The sequence below is a fragment of the Streptomyces sp. NPDC008313 genome (assembly GCF_042956125.1).
In the GTDB taxonomy this organism is placed as follows: domain Bacteria; phylum Actinomycetota; class Actinomycetes; order Streptomycetales; family Streptomycetaceae; genus Streptomyces.
In genome coordinates this window covers 1-4,890 of the sequence record NZ_JBIBFR010000054.1, presented here as the reverse complement: position 1 = coordinate 4,890, position 4,890 = coordinate 1, and the positions used below count along the sequence as shown (strand labels likewise).

Here is a 4,890-nt window from a genome sequence, read left to right as displayed (position 1 = left end):
AGATCTTCCGCAGATCCCGCATCAGCCCCAACCGCATGACCGTCATCGCCAAAGCCGTCCTCACCCTGGAGAGGCAACGCTGAAAGACCTCAGTGGGCGGGCCCCGGAGAGGCAGTGACTCCGGGGCCCGCCCTACGCTGTCCCCATGGCCTCCACGCCCCCCACGGGTCCCCCCTTCACGTACGAGGACGTCGGCGCGACCCGGGAGGACCTCTGCCCGCCCGGCTTCCACCGCCTGCACGTCCGCACCCGGATCGGAGAGGGCGAGGCCGTCTTCCGCAGAGCCTCCGAGGCGGTGCTCACCTGGGAGATGCACCGCGCCGTGGGCGTCGGCATCGCCACCGCGGCGGACCGGGTGGCCCCGGACGTCGAGGTCACCGTCCGCATCGGCCCCGTCAGGGCACCGTGCCGGGTCGTCTGGACGGCCGAGGAGCCCCGCCGCACCGGCTGGGCCTACGGCACCCTGCCGGGCCACCCCGAATGCGGCGAGGAGTCCTTCGTCGTCGACCGGACCGGCGACGGCACCGTCTGGCTGACCGTGACGGCCTTCAGCCGCCCGGCCAAGTGGTACGCCCGGGCGGGCGGCCCCGCCACCCGCGGCCTCCAGAACGCCTACGCCCACCGCTGCGGGACGGTACTGCGCCGCATCTGCGCGGAACTGGAGGACTGAGGGCTTCCGTTCGGATCGGACCAGGCCCCGTGAGCCCGGCCTGATCCGAACGAAGGCCCCCGGTCACCGCCCGGGTTCACCGCAGCAGCACACCCGCCGCCTCCGCCGCCCCCTCCGAGGGCACCGTCACGAGCCCCAGCTCCGCGCCCGAGGCGAGCAGGCGGTGCGAAGGCAGGATGCGCACGGTGTAGCCGAAGGGGCCGGTGCGGTCCAGCGACAACGGCCCCTCGTACAGCCACTGGCCGTCGAGGTCGGGGCCCGACCCGGGCTTCAGCGGGACGCACACCGCGTCGGCGATCCGGTCGTCGGTGTCCACCCGGCCGGCCACCGCCTGGACCTCCACGTCGTCCGGGGCCAGATCGCCCAGGCGGACCCGGACCCGCAGGGACAGGGCCGTGCCCAGCTGCGCGGTGGGCGTGGCCGCCGACGCCTCCACATGGCCGACGGCGACCCGCGGCCAGCCCGCGCGCACCCGGGCCTTCCACGACGCCAGCTCGCGGGCCGCCTCCGGGGTCAGCGCGCGGTGGGCGCGCGCGGCCGGCGTGTACAGGCGCTCCACGTACTCGCGCACCATGCGGCCCGCCAGCACCTTCGGGCCCAGATGGGTGAGGGTCTGGCGGACCATCTCGATCCACCGGCCGGGCAGTCCGCCGTCGCCCCGCTCGTAGAAGCGGGGGGCGACCCGGCGCTCCAGCAGGTCGTAGAGCGCGGCCGCCTCCAGGTCGTCGCGGCGGTCGTCGTCGGTGGCCGTGCCGTCGGCCGTGGGGATCGACCAGCCGAAGTCGGGCTGGAACCACTCGTCCCACCAGCCGTCCTTGACGGACAGGTTGAGGCAGCCGTTCAGCGCCGCCTTCATGCCGCTGGTCCCGCAGGCCTCCAGCGGGCGCAGCGGGTTGTTCAGCCAGACGTCGCAGCCCGGGTAGAGCTTCTGCGCCATGGCCATGCCGTAGTCGGGCAGGAAGACGATCCGGTGGCGCACCCGCGGGTCGTCGGCGAACCGGACCAGCTCCTGCACCAGACGCTTTCCGCCGTCGTCCGCCGGATGCGCCTTTCCGGCCACGACGATCTGCACGGGGCGCTCGGGGTGCAGCAGCAGGTCCATGAGCCGGTCGCGGTCCCGCAGCATCAGCGTCAGACGCTTGTACGAGGGGACACGGCGCGCGAAGCCGATGGTCAGGGCGTCCGGGTCGAGGACCCCGTCGATCCAGCCCAGCTCGGCGGAACCGGCGCCGCGCTGCCGCCAGGACGCGTACAGCCGCGTACGGACCTCGCTCACCAGCTGCTCGCGCAGGGCGCGGCGCAGCTCCCAGATGTCCCGGTCCGGGATGTCGGCGACCGACTCCCACGGGTCCGAGTCGCCGACGGTGAGAGCGTCCTCGAGCCGGCTGTCACCGACCTGGCCCGCGCCCAGCCGGAACACCTCGGGGGCCACCCAGGTGGGGGCGTGCACGCCGTTGGTCACCGAGGTGATCGGCACCTCCTCGGGGTCGAAGCCGGGCCAGAGCCCGGCGAACATCTCCCGGCTGACCTGGCCGTGCAGCAGGGAGACGCCGTTGGCCCGCTGGCCCAGGCGCAGGCCCATCACGGCCATGTTGAAGAGGTTCGGCTCGCCGCCCGGGTAGCTCTCCATGCCCAGGCGCAGGATCCGGTCGACGGCCATGCGGGGCAGTTCCGCGTCGGGTCCGAAGTGGCGGGCGACCAGTTCGCGGTCGAAGCGGTCGATGCCGGCGGGGACCGGGGTGTGGGTGGTGAAGACCGTGCCGGCCCGCACGGACTCCAGCGCCGCGTCGAAGTCGAGTCCGTCCTCCTGCAGTTCGGCGATGCGTTCGAGTCCCAGGAATCCGGCGTGGCCCTCGTTCGTGTGGAACACCTCGGGCCGTGGGTGTCCGGTCAGGCGGCAGTACGTACGCACCGCGCGGACACCCCCTATGCCGAGCAGCATCTCCTGCAGCAGCCGGTGCTCGGAGCCCCCGCCGTAGAGCCGGTCGGTGACGCCCCGCTCGCCGAGGTCGTTCTCCTCGACGTCCGAGTCGAGCATCAGCAGGGGGACGCGGCCGACCTGGGCCAGCCAGATCCGGGCGTGCAGCGACCTCCCGCCGGGCAGCGCGAGGGAGACCTGGGCCGGGGTGTCGTCGGGTTCGCTCAGCGCGACCAGGGGCAGCTCGTTCGGGTCCAGGACCGGGTAGTGCTCCTGCTGCCAGCCGTCCCGCGAGAGGGACTGCCGGAAGTAGCCGTGCCGGTAGAGCAGTCCGACGCCGATCAGGGGGACGCCCAGGTCGCTGGCCGCCTTGAGGTGGTCGCCCGCGAGGATGCCGAGACCTCCGGAGTACTGGGGCAGCGCCGCCGTGATGCCGAACTCCGGGGAGAAGTAGGCGACGGCGGCGGGCAGGTCGTGCGCCTGCGTCTGGTACCAGCGGTCGCCCGCGACGTACTCGCGCAGACCGTCGGCGGCCTCGGTCAGCCGGCGCAGGAAGTCCGGGTCCCCGGCGAGTTCGGCGAGCCGCGCGGGCGGCACGCTGCCGAGGAGCCGCACCGGATCGCAGCCCGAGGCGGCCCACCGCCCGGGGTCGACCGACCGGAACAGGTCACGGGTCTCGGAGTGCCAGGACCAGCGCAGATTGCGCGCGAGATCGCTGAGCGGGTGAAGGGCTTCGGGGAGTACGGGTCGTACGGTGAACCTGCGGATCGCCTTCACGAATCCCACCTTCACGGGTGACGTACGCGGTCAAGTACGGCCACCGGACCGGCTCCGTCCGCCCGAAGGGCGGCCCCCGCGTGCGTGCCAGGCGTCGCGGGGCGGACGTCGGCGCGACGGCAGCACCCGAGGGACGCACTTGCGTGTGCGCCCTTCGTCACCCACGACGGTAGCGGCGCGGACGCCCTGACAACCACGGCGCACCGAGGCGCGTCCGAACGCCTCGCAGGCCACCCCCTGCCGCCGCGTCCCGCGCCGTCGGCGTGTCCGTGCCCCGAGCGCCCTTCGCCCCCCACGGGTCGATTTGGCCGATTCCCCCCGCCTGTGCGGCCTTGTGGGGCTTCACACCGCACGAGAGGCTTCCCGGTGACGCACGGGTGGCGCGCGGTGCGCGCCGGTCCGCGCCCGCTGTCGTGCGCCGCGTCGAGGAGGGGAAGTCAGGTGATGGCCCGGATGCGTGTTCGGTGTCCACGCGGGTCGGGAGTGACCGTGCGGACGGGCCCGGACTCCGGAGTGCGCCCCGCTCGGCATACCGGCGTACGCCTCGGCCGGTGCGCCGGGGCGGGGCGCGGCCGCCCCGGGCGGATTTCGCCCGGACGGGGGTTCGGCCGGACGGACCAGCAGGCGCCGCCGCGCGACGGGGGGCGCACCCCGCTCAGGGGCGCCACCGCGCTCCACCCGGCCCGGCAGGGGACGGCCACCTCCGCCCGGCCGGCACGGGTCCTGACGCACCGTGCGGTTTCGGGCAGAGTCGCGGGCACCGGTCCTGGCACGTCCGACCGGCTCCCCCAGCGGGCGGCCCCTGAACGGCGCAGGTCAGCGGGGTCCTCCGGCCGGGTCCGGGTTCCCCGGGAGCACCAGGGGCACCGGTGACGGCGGCGGGGGACGCGGCCGGTCTTGTGCCCGGACTCGCGCGTGAGTAGTTAACAAAGTGCCGGATTGCCCACCCGAGGAGAGTGGGAAGGCTCCTGCGGTATCCCTCGCAGGCCCCACCTCCCCACACCGTCATCCGCCCACCCATGTTGACGCGGACAGGAGCGGTCATGCCCGCAGCACATCACTCGTCGGCACCCCCGGCGTCCGGTCCCCCCGGCCCGGCCCGATCCCATCCGTCGCCATCCGGCCAGACCCCGCCCGCCCCGGCGCAGCCCGCCGGGACACAGCCCGCCGGGACGACGCCGGGCCCGGCGTCGTCCCGCTCCCGGCCCCGTACTCCGCCGCCCCGCCCCCGGCCCGGCCCCGCACCCGCACCCGCAGCGCCTCCCGCCCTCGTCGGCCGGATCCCGGTGCTCGACGTCAGCCCCCTGGTCCTCGGCGGACGCGCGCCCGCCAAGGCGGTGGTGGGCGAGGAGTTCGAGGTGTCGGCCACGGTCTTCCGCGAGGGTCATGAGGCGGTGGCCGCCAACGTGGTGCTGCGCGATCCCTCCGGCCGTCCCGGTCCGTGGACGCCGATGCGTGAGCTCGCGCCGGGCACGGACCGCTGGGGCGCCCACGTCACACCGGACGCCGTGGGCCGCTGGACCTA

3 protein-coding genes and 1 pseudogene are annotated in these 4,890 nt (G+C 74.6%); 3 read left to right on the top strand and 1 reads right to left on the bottom strand.

Features of this window, described 5'->3' with window-relative positions; all coding sequences use genetic code 11:
- Positions 1–83 (top strand): annotated as a pseudogene (locus ACFY93_RS34475) (IS5/IS1182 family transposase); the annotation flags it as partial.
- Between the two features lie 62 nt (positions 84–145).
- On the top strand, positions 146–670 hold the full coding sequence (locus ACFY93_RS34470) for a DUF1990 family protein (protein WP_391365872.1): 525 nt from the start codon (positions 146–148) through the stop codon (positions 668–670).
- A gap of 76 nt (positions 671–746) precedes the next feature.
- Here ACFY93_RS34470 and glgP read toward each other — a convergent pair whose 3' ends face one another.
- Complete coding sequence (gene glgP / locus ACFY93_RS34465; RefSeq protein ID WP_391365871.1) at positions 747–3,365, bottom strand: alpha-glucan family phosphorylase; 2,619 nt, start codon at positions 3,363–3,365, stop codon at positions 747–749.
- A 1,043-nt stretch (positions 3,366–4,408) separates the two neighbouring features.
- Between glgP and ACFY93_RS34460 the strand changes: the two genes are divergently transcribed.
- Positions 4,409–4,890 (top strand): maltotransferase domain-containing protein (locus tag ACFY93_RS34460; protein WP_391365870.1); only part of this gene is annotated, 482 nt, incomplete at its 3' end.